Below are 17,441 nucleotides of genomic sequence, written 5' to 3' on the forward strand. Positions count from 1 at the left end.
CGAGGCTTCCTCCCTACAGCAGATCCACCTCGGCGTCGACGTACCCGAACGCGTGGGCCATGTGCACCAGTGCCTCCCGCAGCAGACGCTGTCGCTCGGCGCGGTCCATGGCCGGCGCCGCGGTGACGGCGACGGCCAGTTGCGACCTGGAGCCGCCGTCGTTCGGACCGAGCGGCGTCAGGTCGACGAGCGTGTCCAGGGCCGGCCGGACGCCGTTGTCAGCGGGCTGTTCGCACGTGATCCGCAGCTCGGTCGTGGGAGGGGCGGCCCACGACAGCGCGGCCGGGTCGCCCACGGCCTCGGGCAGCAGCTCGGCGGCCGTCTCCCACGCGGCGAGCAGCACGGCCTGGACCTCGTCGAGACCCAACTGCGTGTCCCATCCGGGGCCGAGGGCCGCCGACCACGCCTCCGCGCTCTCGATCAGGACGTCCGCGCAGGCGACGACGGTGGACTCCATCGTGGTGGGCAGCGCGAGCATGACGGAGGCCTTCACAGCCGCGCCGCCGTCGGGCCCGGCGATCGAGCACGTGTATCCGGCCGACCGGCCTGAGTTACCGAAAGGCCCCCGCTCCCAGATAGCGGCGGGCAGCTCGGCGCCCCGACGGCGGGACAGCAGTGTCACCGCACCCGCTAGCGCACTGTGCGGAAGCATCTGCTCCAGCTGCGTACGCCGGGACTTGCTGATCTCCAGCGTGCTCACCTCGGCCCAGGGCAGGTTCACCAGCGCCCGCAGGCGTAGCGCCGGCGTCTGGCCGGCAGTGCCGATGTCGGCAGAGCGGCCCTGGTTCAGGCTGAAGCGGGGGAGCGGCTGCCACCGCCACACGCCACGCCCCGAGCACGCCAAGAGGCCCGGACCCCACGCTCCGCCGTCGAGGTCCACGCGCCGGGCGTCGGCCGGGAGCACCCACGGAGCGTTCGTGCCCGCAGGAGCGCGCGGGAAGCCGACGGCCGCAAGCGGATCCCGACCGCCCGGAGCCCGCCGGCCGGTCTCGACGATCGCCTGCCAGACCGGCTCGGCAACGGCGACCGCGGGACGCCCCGGCACCAGGCACAACACCCAGCCTGGTTCGCCATCGACCTCGTGCCGCAGATCCTGCAGCACGGCCGCGCCCTGCGCCCATGCCTCCCCGGTCGGCTCCCCCAGCCCCGCGTCGACGAGCTGCTCGTAGGCCGCCCTCATCTCCCGCTCACGGTCGGGCAGCCCTTGGCCGACCCGCAGCCCAGCACCGGGTCCGGCTTCGGAAACGGCCTGCCGTACAAGCTCGGTGAGGGCTTGGGCAGTGGGCATGCCGGAGGCGCGGATGCCGGCGGAGAGCAGCTGCTGAATCTCGGCCCGCGGCAGCCAGTGCGTGCTGTCCCCGTCCCTCATCGGCACCGCGACGGTGTCCGGGCGCGGTGCACCGGGCTTGCCCACCGGGGCCGGCAGGACGAAGAGCGTGTCGGCAGCCTGCGCGGGGACCTCGATGAACAGCACCCGCTCGCCGTCGGCACCAGACCATCCGACGCGCACGCCGCGGGGAGTGGGGGTGATCCGCTGGCGGATCAGCTTGCGGATCTGGTCCACGTTCACCGAGGTCGCGTCGAGGCCGACGATGCGGTCCAGAACCTCCTCGTCGTGCTCGAGGCGGGTGGCGATGCCGACGATAATGACCCCGCCGCCCCCGTTGGCGAACGCCGAGACGTCCTTCGTGAGCTCCTCGACCGCCCTGGGGTCCGCCAGATGGTACGGGCCGCTCTTCGCGTCGAGCCACTGCGTCTCGCGCAGGCCGAGCAGAGAGCCAGGTCGGTGGGCCTCCAGCGCGGCCAGGGCGCTCTTCAGATCGTTCAGCACCCCGGCAGTATCCATCGCAGCACCAGGCTCTGCGGCCGGGTTGCACATGCTCACGAGCGCTGTCCGCGCACATGCCCGCGAGCACGCGCCGCGGTGTAGTGGGCGTGCTGACTGCCAGAGGGCGCTCGTTCTCCCACCGGACCTCGTCTGCGGCCCGCTCGGCGTAGGTGACCGCATGTTCGGTCGTCAGGCGGGCATGGACGAGCGCCTCCGCCACGGTCGCGGGGACGGCAGTGGCGAATCGCGGGTCCCGCAAATCCGCAGTCGCCACCGCGGCCGGGAACACCACCTCAGGCCGGATGTCGCTCATCTTCCATTCGACATACCCGCTCCCGCCCGCCGGGGACGCGTCAGCGGCGGGCTTCCGCGGCTGCCTTGAGCTTGGCTTCGACCTCGGGCGGGAGTGGGAGGACGGGCGTGGTGCCCGGGTTGGTCGGCCCCTCGTCGTGGACACCGTCGGGCCCGGCGATGGCCGTCCAGCGGCTGATCTCACGGACCTGGTGGGCGGAGACCTCCCACAGGGAGTGCCCCGCTGCCATCGAGTCCGCGCCGCCCATGTCGAACCAGTTGATGCGCATGTACCCGCCATACAGGGCCAGCGCCGTCGACATCCAGGTCACCGAGACCGGGTCAATGCTGCAGGCCCACCCGTTGTGGTGCGGATGCGTCCGGTACTCGAAGTAGCCGAATCCGTCGCGCCGGGCGAACGCGGGCAGCGGGCCGGATGCCGGCACACTGTCGCTGCCGTCGCTCGTCAGGTACATCTCGCGCGCCGCGCACCCGGGATCGTCACAGGGCACCTCGGTGTCGGACAGTCGCAGCCACAACGCGACCTGCGCGTCGTTCCCGTTCTCGGTGGGCAGCGACCACACCCGCTCGCGGCACTGCGACGCCTCATGATCGCGTAGCCGCCACTGCTCGGGGAGCTCATGCGACAGCCGGTGCAGGTAGTGGCCGACCAGGCGCCACGCCTCCTCGGCCGACGGATTGATGGTGTGGGCGGTCTCGGCGTTCATGCCCGGATTCTAGGGCCGCTGAAAGCACCTTCTGCGTGCGTAGGCCGAGAAAGGGCAAAGCCCTGCACCGTGGATTCGGTAAAGCACCACGCAACGCAAAACCGGCTCTGCCAGCATGAAACGGTGACACGAACGAGGGCGCACCAAATTCTCGACGGCGTAGAGATCGGACTGCGGTTCGAGGAAGGGCGACCGGCACAGTGGATGCCCGTCACCGACGTCGACGTCCACGACCTGGTCCGCGCACAACCCTGGCGGCGCCACCTCACCTACCGTGGCGAGCAACTCGACCTCGGGATCTATGCCGCGATCAGCACCGGCCAGAATCCGGTGGCCACGGACGGTATCTGGGAACGCATGGAACTGGCGGACTTCGACCCCACCGTGCGGTCCATGATCGGCCAGCCGTTCAAACTCCGCGCCGAACAAGGCCCCGGCAAGGCGGGCTACATTCCCGACCTGATGCTGATCAGCAGCGACGGCACGATCACCCTCATCGACAGCTCTCCGACGGCCGGTGAGCTGTGCCCCTCGGAGCGGGTGCTGGACTGGGCCGAGGAAGTCGTCAACGCCCGGGGCTGGACCTACGAGTGGTGGACGGGCCCCAAGGACGCACAGCACTACACCAACATCAAGGCCCTGGGGGGCTTCTGCCGGCCCATGCACCCGGTCCAGCAGGCTTTGATCGGACCCATCCTCGCCCTGTGCGCCGACGCGGAACTCCCCATCCACGCAGTCGAGGAGAACCTCACCCACGAGAAGATGCCCCAGCCCATGGTGCGGGCCGTGATCCAGCACCTGCTGTGGTGGGGCGACCTGACCACCGACCTTCACCGCCCGATCACCACCGGCACCCACCTGCGTACCGACGCGGCGGCCCGCAGGCCCGCACCGGACCAGTGGCAGGTCGGGACCCGCCTGATCCTCGGATACGACCGGGGCACCATCGTCCGCTGCGAGGGCGACGAGCTTGTCGTCGGTCTGGACCCCTCCGGGTTCGGGCAAGGCGAACGCAGCTTCAGCCGCCACGATCTCGCCGAGAAGGCGACCGCTCTTCCCACTGCCTACCAGCGCCCGCTTCTTCCGGCCCAGCCGTTCACGGCGCCCCGCTGATTGGCATACCCAGCCGGGCGCCACCGGCTAGTACGGAATCCCGACTCAGGCACCGCGTTGCTCGAGTCTCGGCCGTCGCCCAGGGGCAGCCGAGCGACTCCTCTTGGTGTCCGTCACGGTGGCCCCGGCCACGGCCGATGTCAGACACAAGTCATGGTGGTGACGGGGTTTACGGAGGGGCAGGCCGCTCGATGGGGTGGGGTGGTTGCATTCCCGTCCGCCCCGTCTCGTCTCGCCGCTACGCTCAGCGGGCGCGGGGCCCGGCCCTTGTGGCCCGCGGTGAAGGAGCAGGGGAGGCTGCAGTCCGTGGGATCCGTACCGTCAGCCATGACGAAGACCGACGGTGGTCCGGCCGAGCCGCCGGCGGCGCGGATGACTGCACTGGCCGAGTGCGCCGCGGTGTTCATCCCGTCGGATCCTCCCAGAGATGGGCGTGTGGCGTTCTGGCGCCGGGACGCGGCGGTTCCACCAGGGGCTGGAGAGTCTCTGAGTGTGGTGCGCCCCCACGGCACCTCGGTACGCCGGCGAGAAGTGCCGGCCGCCGTGATGCCGGTGGCCGAGGCACTGGAGGTTCTCACCCAGGCACGCCGGATGCCGGGCGCGGATCCGGCGGCCGCGTTTTGGGGTGCGGCCACCGTGCTCGCCCTGCAGCTGCTGGCCCGGGGCCGACTGCTGCCCGGTGTGAGCCCCGCCGGGTTCGACGCGTGGCGGATCGGCCCCTACGACGCAGAGGACATGGCGCGGATCAGGGAGCTGGCGGCCGCGATGCCACCCGAGGCCCGGGCGGTGCCCGCCGAGAACGTGGCACCGCTGGAGCTGCCAGCGGCCGAGCCGCTGCTGCGGGGTTTTCTGGACGCGGTCGCCGATGTCCTGGCCCGCACTCCGGCGGGCCCGCTCGCCGCGGGCGACGAGGCCTGGACCGCGACCGCCCCGCAGAAGGTGCCGCATCAGCGCGAGTGGGCGGCCGGTGTCGCAGCCGGCATCGACGCGGGGACCGCGGTATCCCTGCGGATCGAACTGCCCGGCCCGGGCGACGGGAGCTACCCCTGGGACGGTGAGGACGACGGCGCGCAGGAAGCGGTGCGGGCGGTTGTCCAGCTGCACCACCTTGCCGAGGCCGTGGTCGCCGACGCCCGCGAAGTCTGGGCCGGCCAGTCGGACGTGGCCGCGCCGTTCGGCCAGTCGGACCGCGCGGAGGCGCTCCTGGCCCTGGGCCGTGCCGCCCACGCCTGGCCGCCGCTGGCGCGTCTGCTTGAGATGCGTGTACCTGCCGAACTCGCCCTGTCCGATGCGGAGGTGTCCGACCTTCTCGGCGACGGCGCCGCTGCTTTGGCGGCGGCGGGCGTTCAGGTCCACTGGCCCAAGGAACTGGCCCGCCAGCTGCTGGCCCGCGCCGTCGTCGAACCGGCCGAGAAGACCGCATCCGACCTGCCGTCCCTGCTTTCGGCCGACGCCCTGCTCTCCTTCCGCTGGCAGATCACCCTCGGCGGCCGGGAACTCGACCCGGCCGAGCTGGAACGCCTCGCCGAGGCCAAACGCCCCCTGGTACGGCTGCGCGACCAGTGGGTGCTCATCGACCCCGCCGTCCTGGCCCGCGCCCAGGACCGCAAGGCCCGCGACCTCACCCCCGTTCAGGCGCTGGGCACCGTCCTGGCCGGGAGCGCGGACATCGACGGCGAACGGGTGGAGGTCACCGCAGGAGGCTGGCTGGCGGAGCTGAAACAGCGCCTCGCCGACCCCGAGGCCGCCGCCCGCCGGACGCCAGTGCCGCAGCCCGCCGCCCTGGACGCCACCTTGCGCGACTACCAGCTGCGGGGCCTGACCTGGCTGCACCAGATGACCTCACTCGGCCTGGGGGGCTGCCTCGCCGACGACATGGGCCTCGGCAAGACGATCACCCTCATCGCCCTGCACCTGCACCGCATGCAGGACCCGGCGACCACCGGGCCGACCCTGGTGGTCTGCCCGACCTCGCTGATGGGCAACTGGGCCCGCGAGATCGAACGGTTCGCACCCGGCACCCCCGTCCGCCGCTACCACGGCACCAAGCGCTCCCTGGCCGACGCCGGCGAGGGCTTCGTGCTGACCACCTACGCCACCATGCGCCTGCGCGCGACCGAACTCGCACAGCCCCTGTGGGGGCTGGTCGTGGCGGACGAGGCACAGCACGTGAAGAACCCGTTCTCGGCGACCGCGAAAGCCCTGCGCACCCTGCGGACCCGGGCCAAGGTCGCACTCACCGGCACCCCGGTCGAGAACAACCTCTCCGAACTGTGGGCCCTGCTCGACTGGACCACGCCCGGGCTGCTGGGCCCCTTGAAGACGTTCCGCGACCAGTACGCCCGCGGCGCGGAGAGCGGCCAGGACCCCCAGGCGGCCGGCCGCCTCGCTGCGCTCGTCGCCCCGTTCCTGCTGCGCCGCAAGAAGTCCGACCCGGGCATCGCGCCCGAACTGCCGGCCAAGACCGAGACCGACCACCCGGTCACCCTCACCAAGGAACAGGTCACCCTGTACGAGGCGGTGGTCCGCGAGACGATGGCCGCGATCCGCGAGAGCGACGGCATCGCCCGCCGCGGCCTGGTCCTCAAACTCCTGGCCGCGCTGAAGCAGATCTCCAACCACCCCGCACAGTTCCGCAAGGAAGAGCCCTCCGCAGCGAAGACCGCCGGCCGGTCCGGGAAGCTGGAACTCCTCGACGAACTGCTGGACACCATCCTCGCCGAGGAAGGCTCCGTCCTGGTCTTCAGCCAGTACGTCACCATGGGCCACCTCATCCAGGACCACCTGTCCCGCCGGGGCATCCCCGTCCAGTTCCTGAACGGCGCCACCCCCGTGGCCCGCCGCGAGGAGATGGTGCGCGCCTTCCAGGCCGGTGAGGTCCCGGTGTTCCTGCTCTCCCTCAAGGCCGCCGGTACCGGCCTGAACCTCACCCGGGCCGGCCACGTCATCCACTACGACCGCTGGTGGAACCCCGCCGTCGAAGAACAGGCCACCGACCGCGCCTACCGCATCGGCCAAACCCAGCCCGTCCAGGTCCACCGGCTGATCGCCGAAGGAACCGTCGAAGACCGCATCGCCGAACTCCTTCAAACCAAGAGAGCTCTGGCGGACGCGGTCCTGGGCGGCGCAGAGAGCGCGTTCACGGAACTGAGCGACGCCGAACTCGCCGAATTCGTCCAGCTGAAGCAGGCACGCCGATGACCCCCACACCAGCCCCCGACGATCGGCGACGGGACTTCCCGCCCCTGCCCACCGCCCGAGGCCGCCGCTCCTTCGCCGAATCCTGGTGGGGCAACGCCTGGGTCCAAGCTCTCGAAGGCCCGACCCGCTCCGCGACCGGGCGCCTCGCCCGCGGCCGGACCTACGCCCGCGCCGGAAACGTCGGCCCCATCACCGTCACCCCCGGCCGCGCCACCGCCCACGTACAAGGCAGCCAACCCCGCCCCTACCGCACCTCCATGGACATCCCCACCCTTACCCAGGGCGCCTGGGACATCCTCCTCGACGCGGCCGCCGCCCAGGCCGGCCACCTCGCCGCCCTCCTTGACCGCGACATGCCCACCACCCTTGCCGACACCGCAGCCAAAGCCGGTGTGCGCCTCCTGCCCCGGCCCTACGAACTGACCCCCAGCTGCTCGTGCCCCGACTGGGGCGAGCCGTGCAAGCACGCCGCCGCCCTCTACTACCAGGTCGCCCGGCTCCTCGACCGCGACCCCTTTGTCCTGCTCCTCCTTCGCGGACGCGGCGAGAGCGAACTCATGGCGGACCTCCACCGGCGCAACGCCGCCCACAACCCGGCTCCGTCACCGCCGGGCGTGCCCGCCCGGAAGGTGTTCGCGGCCGCCCGCGCCGGGCTCCCGCCGCTGCCCGCACCGCCACCACCCGTCGACCGCCCCGGCCAGGTACCCGAACTGACCTCTCAGGTCGCCCCCGCACCCGGCCTCGACCCGGCCGCCCTGCGGTTCCTGGCCGCCGACACTGCCACCCGCGCCCGCCAGATGCTGAACCAGGCCCTCGCGCCCTCCCCAGCACACCCGCAGGACCTCGCCCCCACCACCCTCAGCACCGACGACGACCTCGTCCGCCTCGCCGCCGCCACACCGCCGGCCGAGATCTTCACCCGGCTGTGCTGGAGCGCGCACCGCACCCCTGCCTCCCTCACCCGGGCCGCCCGCGCCTGGCAGTACGGCGGGGCCGCGGCCATGGAGATCCTCGACACGGCATGGAATCCGGACCCGGCCTACCTCCGTGCCGTGCGCGAGGAGATCAAACAGGCCTGGGGTGCATCACGGGCCCCGGCGATACGCATCACGGGGAACTGGCTCACCGTGAGCGGGCACGACGCCCAACTGCGCCTGGGCATCGGCGGGCACCTCTGGTACCCCTACCGCAAGAAGCACGGCACGTGGTGGCCGGCCGGCTTCCCAGACCGGGACGTCACGACTGTGCTGAGCGACCTGCTCGAGCCGATGGCTGAGTAGCTGGTGCACCACGGGCCGAGCACGTCCGGACCACAGCCGCGTGCGGCGCCCGTCGGCGCCGTGCTCGGCGCCGCGACCGGCACGGCTACCGTCGTCGTGGGACGGGGCAGACTCCGCGCAGCAGCCGCGCTGCTGCTGCGCACCCGAGATGACTGCTACTCCATCGGCCGCCAGCGTCCCAGGAATGGAGACCGATGGCATGCACACTGGCCTAGCCTTGCCCCAGGTGCGCTTGCCGACCAGGCGTGGCGCCGGGGGAGAGGCAAGGGCGCGTGTTCGACAAGTGGCTCAGGCCGCAGGCCGTGGACCAACCAGACGGGCTGCTGGAGTACCAGATGCTCGCCGACGAAGGGCTGATCGAAGACGACGAGCTCGTTGAACGGCTGGGCCACGAGGTGATGCGCAACTACCTGGCTCCCAACGAGCTCGCCAACGTCTTCGACGACCTGGGTGCCCCGGACGTCGCGGGCTACCTGCGGACGAACAAGTTCCCCACGGACCGCAAGATCAGGCACGGGGACTTCGGAGAGATCATCACCGGCGCCCTCTACCGCAGGGTGCGCCGGTGGTGCGTCCCGGTCCTGAAACTGCGCTACAAGCAGACCCCGGCCCAGGCCGTGCAGGGCACGGACGTGCTGGCGTTCCGCTTCCGGCAGGACCCTCCGGCGATCGCCGTGCCGGAGGTGAAGACCCGCGCCTCCCGGGACAACCGGGTCGGGGAGGAGGCGTACAGCAGCCTGGAGAAGGTCCTGGACAGGCTGGACGAGAGCATCCACTTCCTCATGGCGCGCTGCAACGACCGCGGGCAGGCGTTCCTCGTACGCCGACTCGGCGCGCTGCTGCGCGATCCGGGGCGGCGCCAGGTGGAGCGGCACATGCTCTTCGTCCACGACGCGGGATCGTGGAAAGAAGACATCGTGACCGGCCTCGGCGCGATGGTGACCCAGCGCACCGAGCTGACCGTCGTCACGATCGACGACCTCAAGGAGTTCGTCGGCCGCGTCTACGACGCGGCAGAGACAGCCCCCGGCACCACCACGAGCCGCGGCAAGGACAACGGAACGGCGGGAGCAGCGTGAGGGACGGCGACGGGACCATGCGGCGCCTGGGCGACCAGGCACTGGCCACCGGAGAGGCGTCCGCCCGCCTGCGCGGCCAGCTGCGTTCCCACGTCCTGGCCGAGCAGATCAGCACCGAGGGCACAGCCGCCTACACCTACGACCCAGCTGCACTGCGCCGGGGCCTCTCCCTCGCCCGGCTCGGGCAACTGGCCCGCACCCCCCGCGAGCGCCGCACGGACCCGGGGCCGCTGCCGGACATCGCCCAGGCCTATGCCGACCTCGCCGCGCAGGCGAACGAGCCGGAGACACGGATCGAACTGCTCGCGATCTCGGCGACCATGTGGAGCCTGGCCGGCTACCAGGCCAACGCCACCGCCATCGCCCGCACCTTCCAAAAGGAGGTCGGCGAGCTGTTCACCTTCGGGGACATCCCCGGTCCCGAGGGACTGACCGCCGCCGCCCCCTACCGGATCGCCGAGGCCGCCGGCGCCATCCTGCAACGCGACATCGACACCGTCGCCCAGCTCGGCGCCGCTGCAGCAAGCGAACTCCCACGCCTCGGCCACGCACTCACCGCCGCGCTCGCCGCAGGCCGGGCCGAGCAGGCGGACCTCGCCGTGCTGGCCGCCTACGGCCTCGTCGGCCGCTCGGCCCGCTCTCTGGCCACCCTGTGGCGCACCGGCGACCGCGCGGCTGGACGCGCCGCGATCACCGACCTGAAGCAGGCCGCGACCATCCTCCTCCAGGCCTCCGTTGTGGACACCTGGACCCTGGTCGACTCCCTCGCCCACGCCGTCGAAGACATCGTCGCCACCTCCCCGTGGCTCCTGCTGCGCCGCGCCTCCACCTGGTCAAGGACCTGGGAGCGCTACCTCAAGGCCCTAATCGTCTCCGACCGCCCGCTCACCCAGGTCTGGCCCTCCCAGCGCACCGCCCTGGACGCCGGACTCCTCGACGCCCAAGCCCACAATCTCACCGTCACCATGCCCACCTCCGCGGGCAAGACCCACATCGCCGAATGGGCCATCCTCCACGCCCTCGCCGACACCGGCGAGGCCGACGGCAACCCCTTCGGCCTGATCCTGCGCTTTTTCGATCCGCCGCTGGCCGTCTACGTGGTGCCCACCCGCGCGCTCGCGGCCCAGGTCGAACGCCACCTTGCCGCCAGCCTCGAACTCGTCGGCCTGCGCGTCTCCTCCCTCTTCGGCGGCGCCGAACACGTCCGCTACGAGAACCAGCTCCTGGACCACACCGACGTCCTCGTCGTCACCACCGAGAAACTCGACCTGCTCCTGCGCAACACCCCCGAACTCGCGAGCCGGCTGCGCCTGGTCCTCGTCGACGAAGGTCACTCCATCGACCGCTCCGCCCGCGGCCTGCGTCTGGAGATGGTCCTCACCCGGATCCGCCGCACCACCCCTCAGGCGCGGATCGTCCTGCTGTCCGCGGTCCTGCCCAACGGCGAGGACATCGCCCGCTGGCTGGAGCCCACTGCGGAAGGCACCAACCACGCCAAGATCGACTGGTCACCCTCCCAGCTACGCACCGGGGTGTTCTCCTGGCAGGGACAGGAGAAGGACGGACAGACCGGCAGCATCCACTACGGCACCGCTCAGGGCAGAGACTTCTTCGTCCCCAGGGTCCTCACCCGCCGCCTCACCCGCACCCGGCTGTTCCCGCGCGATCTCAAGGACGTCGCGGCCTCGCTGGCGCTGCACTTCGAACGCCTCGGCCCGGTCCTGATCTCCACCACCCAGCCCGCCTACGCGCAGGCCGCCGCACGCGCCCTGCACACGGCACTGAACAAGACCGACACCCCGGTGCTCGGCGCGCGAAATCAGCGGGACCAGCGCCTGGCGCTCTCGGAACGGATCGCCGAACACCTCGGCGCCGAGCACGAGCTCGCTGTGATGGTGACCCAGGGCATCGCCTACCACCACGGCACCGTGCCCCAGCCCGTCCGGCACCTGCTGGAACGCGCCTACCGCGACGGCGCACTGCGCGTACTGTGCGCCACGAGCACCCTCTCCCAGGGCATGAACCTGCCGGTCAAGACCGTCCTGGTGCACAGCACCTGGCGCAACCAGGAGCAGATCGGCGTCCGCGAGTTCTGGAATACTGCCGGCCGTGCCGGCCGCGCCTTCCAGGAGACCGAGGGCCACGTCGTCCTCATCGCCAAGGACGCCCAGGACGCCCAGAAGCTGCAGCGCCGCTACCTCGACAAGGGCAACATCGAAGCGGTCCTGTCCACCATCGGCGCGCTCTACTACCGCCTCGCCATCACGAGACTGGGCGTCCGCCCCACCCCCGGACAGAACCTGACGGACATCGACCTGCCCGACCCCGAGCAGGAAGAACTCACCGACTGGGCGCAGGAACTCGAGCTCCAACTCCTGACGATGCTCGCCGAAGAGGTCGTCGACACCCCCGACCAGCACCTGCTGGAAGACGCCGCGCACGACCTGCTCGCACACACCCTGGGCGGCCACCAGATCGGCGCCCAGGACTGGTCCCTCAAACCGCTCGCCCGGTTCACCGCCCGCCGAGTCGCCGCACTCGCCCGCCAGCTCCCCGACCCGGCCGCCCGCGCGGCAATCCTGCGCACAGGACTGAGCCTGCAAGGCGGCCTCGACGCGATCACCGCCGCCGAACAGGTCGCGAACACCCTCACCGAACACCCCGGCCTCCTCGCCCCCGCGACATGGCCAGCCCTGCGCGACACCGTCCTGACCGCCGCCACCACCATCCAAGAACTCCGCCGCAGCGCCACCGACAAGAACCGGCCGATCGGAGCGGTCGTCCCTCTCGCCGGCGACTGGATCGCCGGCTGGACGCTCCAGGAGATCCACCACCACTACCAGCTGCTCCTCGCAGCCAAGGACATCACCGTCACCTCGGACTACATCGACAAGGTGATCACCCAAGACCTGGCCTGGGCCGTCTCCTCGATCCTGCAGATCCTGGAGACCCGCCACGGCATCACACCCGAAGGCCCCCTCGCCACCCTGCCCGCCATGCTCAAGTACGGCGTCGACACCGCCCCCGCCTGCTACGCCGCCAGCCTCGGCATCCACCAGCGCAGCGCCGCGATCAACCTGGCCGCACGCTGCCCCGTACCCGAGCCGTCCTTCTCCGACTTCACCGGCTGGCTCGCCGACCTGACCACCGACGAGATCACCGCCATCACCACCCCCAGCATCGCGGCCCTGCTCATCCGCAGCACCGAGCGCCGCAGCCCCCGCACAGTCCAGAAGACCATCCTCAGCGGCCGGGGAACGTTCACCACCCCCCTGCGCGGCGTCCGGCACGCCAACAATGTCTGGCTTCTCGCCAGACTCTCGGCGGGAACCCCTCTCGACCTGGTACGAGACCCCAGCAACCCGGCTGACCCGAACGCCATCCGGGTCGAGCACAGCGGGCTCCCCCTTGGCTGGATCGCCAAGGCCACTGCCCGGCCGCTCGCGCTGGCCCTCGACGAGCGGCCCGTCCCCTTGGTCACCGCCGTCCTGCACACCGACCCCCAACCCTTCGCCGACACCGGCCAGCTGGCCGACCACGACCAGATCGAGCTCGCCATCACCATCAGCCCAGCGCCGGAAGACCGCAGAAGGCGCACATCGCGGTGACCAGCCCCCGCCCGGGCGGGGGAACCCGATCCCGGCGGCGGCCATCCCGGCCGGGACGGCATGGAAGCCCCAGACAACGGCATCCACCAGGCCATGGGGCTGGTGAACCTTGCCCCCGACGAGTGGTTCGAGCCGTTCAGGGAGGACCAGGCGCCACACCCCGACCGCGGGTTCGGGTTCCGCCTCGGATAACCTGCCGCCCTGGCCGTACGCCGCCTGCCACTGCGCGTCTTCCTCAGGGCTGTGTCAGTGCCTGCGCCAGTGCGGTGATCAGGCTGTGATGGGCCGCCTCGACTCCCCATGAAGCGCAGCCCGTGCAGAAGGTGTGGCCGCTGCGGGTGACGACCAACCCCCAGGCCTGCGCTGCGTGGACCCCGTCTCCGTGACTCTCCGGTGCGTGCACGATGACGCCGTCGACCGGCCGTGAGAAGGCGGCGCCCGCGATCCGGTCGGCTAGCTGGGCGGAAGAGGCGAACTGCCAGTTGTTTCCGCCGTCATACGGGCTGCCGAGGCCCTGGCGCGGCAGCCGCTCCAGCAGCGCCGACGTGCCGGAGAAGTCCTCCAGCGTCAGCGTGATCGCCCACAGCGGTGCCGCGTCCTGCTCGGCAGGCGACCACAGCGGGTCGAACATGTCGCGGTCGTCGTCCAGGTCGTGCTCGACCTGGTAGCGCACAGCGGCAGACTCCACGAGACGCCCGTTCTGCTCGACAACCAGAGCCTGCTGCTCCGACCGGGCCCTCTTCCGCGTCATGTAATCCAGCTGCTGCGGGCGCAGCAGGACGACAGCTTCCACCGGTGCCTCCTCCACGCCACCGGAGTTGTCGCAGTGGCGCCCCCATGCGGCCTCCCGCTCGACGATGCCGGTCGCCAGGTCGACCAGCGCCGCACGCTCCGCCTCGTCTGCGCCGAAAGGCGGCGGGTCTTCGCGGGCAGGAAGCCCGCCGGCCAGGACATCGACCACCCAATGAGGAGGTGATGGCGGCCCCGGCACGAGATCGGTGAACGGCGTGAACCAGGCCTCGGGGCGAAGGTCATCGCGGCCGTGAATGCCATTGGTGGAGGGCTCCAGGCTGTAGGTCATCTCCGGGTCGTAGGCGATCAACGCCGGACTGTTCCAGGCGATCGCCCTCAGCGCTCTACCGATCTGCAGGTCCGCAGTACGAGGTGACCAGCCTTCGCCAAGCCCTACGGACTCCGCAGCCTCGTAGTCGTCCATGTCGTCCATGTCGTCCATCAGCTCGGGAGCCGCGGACACAGCGAGAGCGAGCGCCACCGTCGAGGCGTGGCAGACCGGGACGAATTCGGTGCCGGCTCGAAGCTGCTGGGCCACCTGATCAAGAATCCCGGCGAACCGCAGCCGCCAGCTGGCATCCATCCCGTCGCACACCCGCGGCAGCCGCAGAAGCACACCGTCCCGCTCGTCGGCGTAGTAGGCGTAGGGCTGGTCTCCGAGGCGCACGGCGTCCGTGTACAGATCCCACGCCATCTGCTGTGCCGCCACCGACGCCAGTGCCCGCAGGCCCGCGACGATCGCCGGTCCCAGTTCAGGGCCCTCCGCCGGCCTCTGCGGGTGGGCGCAATCGCGTGCCCGGCGATCGTCCCTCGCCCAGCCGCCGACCTTCGCCAAGACGTCCAGCACCAGCTCCCGCACAGGGCGAGCGGCATTCACCTCACGGACCAGATTCGCCGCGAGCCCCCGCACCGCGTCCTCATCAAGGTAGGAACGCAGGGCCCACGATTCGCTGATGTGCAGTGCGGCAGCCACCACCCGGGCCTGATGGCGCAGCACGTGACCGGCCTGTCCGGGAACAAGGTCAACCCCACGTCGGCGGCACTCGTCTTCCAAGAATCCAGCCAGGCGCTGGATACGGGACACGTTGGGAGTCACGTCGGCACTCTACGGGGCGCTTGGCACCCACCCAGATGCGGAAGCCGGTGTGGCCTGGCGCGAGCGCCGTAACCGCCGCGCCGGCCACCGCCCAGTGCCGGAAGCTGCTAGCTGCTGTTCGAGCTGCTGGCTGTCGCATCACCGCGCTGGGCCGGCGCGAGTAGACCGCTCGCAGCCTGCAGGTCGCATACAAGGCTGGCCGGCCCCGAGAAGTACGGGACCATCCCGCGATCCGCAGCATCGTCCTCGAGCTCGTCGACCGCCACCCGCGTGTCAGCGGGGTATGGGAACCTCATGCTGCGGTGGGCGCGCTCGGCGCAGCTTCCACCCACCGAGGCACGGCGGGGATGGCGAGTGCGGCAGCTCCGAGACTCGTCAGGTTCCACCGCCACCTGCGGCCGCCCCACGGGGAATCGGTTGTCTCGGCGTCACTCACGACCCAGCCTCGGGCGTGCAACCGCTTCATCACGGCGGTCACCTCCCGACCATAGTCTCCGCCGGGGCTCCGGCTCTGCTCGCTGGCGTCCCGAATCTCGCGCCCCTGGGGGTGCTCGACGGTGAACACGGCTCCGGCCTCGACTCTCTCGAGCTCCTGGCGCTCCTTCTTGGTCGGTGGTTCGGGCCCGCTGGAGGGCCGGGCCACCGCTGCGGCGTGGACGCAGCGGTGGCCCGTCGCGTGGGCGTCGACGGGTTCGCTCAGGGCCATGAGGTTCGTGTGGGTGATGCCTTCGCAGAGCGCCCGCCCGGCCGGGTGCTGTCGGCGGGCTCCGGTGAGCAGGTCGATGGCTGCTGCGGCGTGCCGAAGGGGGCGTCCAGCTTGGAGTGGGTGTCCGTCCGCACAGTCAGGTCGAACGGCGTCGCAGCGGTGATCCGCTCCCACAGCTCCCGTTCCCTCTCCTTCCGGCGGCGCTGCTCCTCGACAAGTTCCTGCTCGTAGCGTGCGAGCGCTTCACGCTGGTCGATCTGCAGCACTGGTTGCCTCCCCGGAAATGTGATTGCCGACGAGCATGCAGGTGCGGCCCCCCGGGCGGCCAGCGAGTCGCGGAATCCCGGAACAATAGGTCCGGAGTCGATAGTGCCGGCCTGTGGGACACCGTGGGGGAAGGCCGACCGCGGCGAGTGCCTCCTCGAAGAGATCCCCCCTCACCTCCGAAGCCCTCGATGCCGTGATCCTGCTGCCCGAGTAGGTCTCGGTGCCGGACGCGGCGAGCGCTCAATGAGGAGCCGACCGACTAGTCACGGCTGGCCCCGCCCATCCCCGCACAGGCTCGACGGGGCGCGTACGGCCGACTCGTGCGCCCTTCTCGGACCGTCTCGCTGGCCGTAGCGTCATGACGACGCCGCAGTGGGCCGTCGACGGGGACAAAGGACGAGAGGAGTCCGGTATGAAGCGACGGAGCATGCTGGCAGCGGGAGTCGCCCTGGGGACCGGCTTCTTCACCGCCCCGGTGTCGGCAGTGGCAGCTCCGGCGCCGCGGCTGTCGGCCGCCGACGTCGCCGCGGCCCGCCGACTGTTCACTGCCAGCGCCTATACACGGCTTGACGAGACGCTGCCGTCGCTCCTGGCCGCCGCCGAGCCCAGCATCGAGCAGAGCGCAGCCGGCGCCGTCCGCGCCGCCGACGTTCGGGTGCTTGCCTCACAGCTCGCCGCCAAGCAGGGCCGCACCGCGGCCGCCGGTGACTATGCGAAACAAGCCGGCACGGCCGCCCGCCGCTCCGGCAACCCGGTGGTGCTCGCCGCCGCCGCCCGTGCGGCGGCGACCCCGCTGCGCCGCACCGGCCGCACCGACGAAGCCTTGCTCCTGCTCCACGAGGCGCACACCCACCTGACGTCTGCCCCCCGGCCCACATACGCCGAGCTGGAGGCGGCAGGCATGACGGCGCTCACCGCCGCCTACACCGCCGCCCAGGCCCAGCGGGCCGCCACCGCCTGCGACTTCGCTGCCCAGGCCGAGCAGATCGCCCACCGCCTCGACCGTCACCCGCTCACCGCCGGCCGCCTCCGGGAGCTGACCGCTGGCCAGTGCAACCTGTATCGCATTGGGATCTACCGCCACCTCGGCGACCTTGACACGGCTCTGGCCCACAGCCGCCTACTGCGCCCCGCCCACCTGCCCACCGCCGAGCGACGCGCCCGCGCTGCCACCGACACCGCCCGTGCCCTGCTCGACTTCGGCGACACGGCGGGCGCCTTCGCTCAACTGCGCATCGTCGAACTTGCCGCTCCGCTGGAGGCCCGCCGGCCATCGGTGCGCGCGCTGACCGACCGGGTCGTCGAGCTGCGCCCCAATCTGCAGGGCCTGCGCGACTACGCGCAGCGCACGATGGTGTCCCCCATCTGACCTCCGTACCTCCCGACACGCACTCCCTGGCCGGGCATCTGCCGCTGGGTACCTGGGATTCTGGACGGAAGGGAGCACATGCT

General features: G+C 71.3%; 11 protein-coding genes. 7 read left to right on the forward strand and 4 right to left on the reverse strand.

Annotated features, from left to right (window positions below; all coding sequences use genetic code 11):
• Positions 1–13: 13 nt before the first annotated feature.
• Both ALMP_RS00510 and ALMP_RS00515 read right to left on the reverse strand, forming a co-directional pair.
• Positions 14–1,831, reverse strand: coding sequence for a helix-turn-helix domain-containing protein (locus tag ALMP_RS00510; protein ID WP_264923830.1), 1,818 nt, complete (start codon positions 1,829–1,831; stop codon positions 14–16).
• 350 nt (positions 1,832–2,181) lie between these two features.
• The gene (locus ALMP_RS00515; protein WP_264923831.1) at positions 2,182–2,847 is read right to left on the reverse strand and encodes a hypothetical protein; all 666 of its coding nucleotides are present in this window, start codon (positions 2,845–2,847) and stop codon (positions 2,182–2,184) included.
• Positions 2,848–2,970: 123 nt separating this feature from the next.
• Between ALMP_RS00515 and ALMP_RS00520 the strand changes: the two genes are divergently transcribed.
• The 6 genes from ALMP_RS00520 (at position 2,971) to ALMP_RS00545 (ending at position 13,320) form a co-directional block, all read left to right on the forward strand.
• Complete coding sequence (locus ALMP_RS00520; RefSeq protein WP_264923832.1) at positions 2,971–3,960, forward strand: TnsA-like heteromeric transposase endonuclease subunit; 990 nt, start codon at positions 2,971–2,973, stop codon at positions 3,958–3,960.
• A gap of 327 nt (positions 3,961–4,287) precedes the next feature.
• Positions 4,288–7,161 carry a DEAD/DEAH box helicase gene (locus tag ALMP_RS00525; protein WP_264923833.1) on the forward strand — a complete coding sequence of 958 codons (2,874 nt, stop codon included), beginning with the start codon at positions 4,288–4,290 and terminating at the stop codon, positions 7,159–7,161.
• Positions 7,158–8,441: an SWIM zinc finger family protein gene (locus ALMP_RS00530; protein WP_264923834.1), complete on the forward strand. Its 1,284-nt coding sequence runs from the start codon at positions 7,158–7,160 to the stop codon at positions 8,439–8,441. Before ALMP_RS00525 ends, ALMP_RS00530 begins: the two co-directional genes overlap by 4 nt.
• Positions 8,442–8,713: 272 nt before the next feature.
• Positions 8,714–9,520 (forward strand): DUF1837 domain-containing protein, encoded by an 807-nt coding sequence (locus tag ALMP_RS00535; protein WP_264923835.1) that lies wholly within the window; start codon positions 8,714–8,716, stop codon positions 9,518–9,520.
• A complete protein-coding gene (locus ALMP_RS00540; protein WP_264923836.1) occupies positions 9,517–13,128 on the forward strand; it encodes a DEAD/DEAH box helicase in 3,612 nt (1,203 codons plus the stop codon). Before ALMP_RS00535 ends, ALMP_RS00540 begins: the two co-directional genes overlap by 4 nt.
• A 60-nt stretch (positions 13,129–13,188) precedes the next feature.
• On the forward strand, positions 13,189–13,320 hold the full coding sequence (locus ALMP_RS00545) for a hypothetical protein (RefSeq protein ID WP_264923837.1): 132 nt from the start codon (positions 13,189–13,191) through the stop codon (positions 13,318–13,320).
• Between the two features lie 43 nt (positions 13,321–13,363).
• Here ALMP_RS00545 and ALMP_RS00550 read toward each other — a convergent pair whose 3' ends face one another.
• The gene (locus tag ALMP_RS00550) at positions 13,364–15,016 is read right to left on the reverse strand and encodes a hypothetical protein (RefSeq protein ID WP_264923838.1); all 1,653 of its coding nucleotides are present in this window, start codon (positions 15,014–15,016) and stop codon (positions 13,364–13,366) included.
• A 696-nt stretch (positions 15,017–15,712) separates the two neighbouring features.
• Positions 15,713–15,988, reverse strand: coding sequence for a hypothetical protein (locus ALMP_RS00555; RefSeq protein ID WP_264923840.1), 276 nt, complete (start codon positions 15,986–15,988; stop codon positions 15,713–15,715).
• Between the two features lie 413 nt (positions 15,989–16,401).
• Here ALMP_RS00555 and ALMP_RS00560 point away from each other — a divergent pair, with 413 nt between their 5' ends.
• A complete protein-coding gene (locus ALMP_RS00560; protein WP_264923842.1) occupies positions 16,402–17,358 on the forward strand; it encodes a transcriptional regulator in 957 nt (318 codons plus the stop codon).
• The last annotated feature ends 83 nt before the right edge of the window (positions 17,359–17,441 follow it).

Source organism: Streptomyces sp. A012304, assembly GCF_026008495.1.
Classification (GTDB): Bacteria; Actinomycetota; Actinomycetes; order Streptomycetales; family Streptomycetaceae; genus Streptomyces.